This is a genomic window from Mesorhizobium sp. M7A.F.Ca.US.007.01.2.1, assembly GCF_003998165.1.
Classification (GTDB): domain Bacteria; phylum Pseudomonadota; class Alphaproteobacteria; order Rhizobiales; family Rhizobiaceae; genus Mesorhizobium; species Mesorhizobium ciceri.
The window spans coordinates 1-1,531 of sequence record NZ_RZQP01000464.1 but is presented as its reverse complement, the minus strand read 5'-3'; the positions used below and the strand labels follow the sequence as shown (position 1 = coordinate 1,531).

The 1,531-nt window shown below is 63.2% G+C and carries 2 pseudogenes; both read right to left on the bottom strand.

Annotation, left to right across the window (positions count from 1 at the left end):
* Positions 1-573, bottom strand: a pseudogene (locus EN949_RS35145) (peptidase domain-containing ABC transporter); the annotation flags it as partial.
* A gap of 189 nt (positions 574-762) precedes the next feature.
* A pseudogene (locus tag EN949_RS36300) lies at positions 763-1,531 on the bottom strand (hypothetical protein); the annotation flags it as partial.

Below are 1,531 nucleotides of genomic sequence, written 5' to 3'. Positions count from 1 at the left end.
GCTTTCGAACCGTACCAGGTCGATCAACCAACCGAGGGTGAAAGGCGCATCGGCCGCGATATAGGATCGCGCTGGACGCAACAGCACGGCCTCACCCGCCCACACCTGCGACAGCCGCAACTCGTCGATGGCGATGGCTTCGGCATCCTCGGGCGCATCCGCACTTTTGAGGAAGACGACATTCCGCTCTGGACTGGCCCCGGTGAGGAGACCTGCGCCACCGTCATTGAACAGCAGGACGACCGGTCCCGTGTGCTCGAAGCGCAGAAGATGCGACCAGCGGATGCGGAGCGCACGCGACCACATGCCGCCGTTCTGGGCCCATTGCGAGAGATCGGTCGCGTTTGGAACCGGGCTTGCGCTCGCCACCTTGAACTCGTTCGGGTCGAGTTCGACGCCATGGTAGCGGGCGACCCGTAGCACCGCCTTGAGGCGCGGGGCAATCCGGTCGAACTCGGCGGGTCCGCCGGGTGCCCTCCCCGCCTCGCTCTGGCTGCCAACCTTGCCCGTCGCCTCCGCGTCCACGCGGATCGAGGTTGGCCGTGCATCGGCGTTCAGAGGTATGCTCACCATGCACTTCCCCTCCGGCCCACAAGCGAGGGTTCAAGGATGCTCCGGGCAAGCCGGCCCAGCCGGGACTGCTGACAAAACGCACTATATTCCAAATAGGCCAGCCGCACGGGCCCTTTGCCCGCCTGGAAATGGTGAACGCGCGGCACTTGCGTTCCCGCAAGGGCCGCGCGTTCTTTCTTCAACCTGGACTCAGTCATTAGGTTTCAGAATATCCTTCATTGCCTTCTTCAGCGTGTCGTCGGTGTTAGTGTATCCGGCGCCTTGCTTGCCCTTGTCAGAAGTCAAGTCGGACGTTGCACCGGATGTCTTGTTCTGGTTCGGACTAAGGCCCTTGATCGTATTGAGAACGTTCAAGAGATCGCTCGTCACCGAACCCCCAGCCAGGCCAACGAGCTGCCGGAACGAGGCTTGGCTATCGGTGTCGCTGCTGGCGGCCGGGCCCGATTGCAAGAACTGCTTCGAGTCCTTGAGTCCGATCGTATCGGCCGAGACCTTGGCGTGGTTGCCGTTACCTGGCGAACCATCGTTGTCGGACCCGTCATTGCCATGCCCCTTGCCTGGGTTGCTGCTGTCGCTTCCATCAGGATCGTTGCCGCCACCGTTGTTGCCATGGTCGCGGTCACCGGTCCCGCCGCCCGAGCCAGTCGCACCTGTCGGACCTGTCGAACCGGTGGCTCCGGTTGAGCCAGTCGAACCTGTAGAGCCTGTTGCTCCAGTCGAACCGGTCGAACCTGTAGAGCCGGTCGAACCTGTCGATCCGGTCGAGCCAGTTGCTCCGGTATCACCGGTTGCACCTGTGGCGCCGGTTGCTCCGGTCGATCCGGTCGAACCTGTTGCCCCAGTAGAGCCTGTTGCTCCAGTATCACCGGTTGCTCCTGTGGCGCCGGTCGAGCCGGTTGCTCCGGTCGATCCGGTCGAACCTGTTGCCCCAGTAGAGCCGGTCGAACCTGTCGATCCG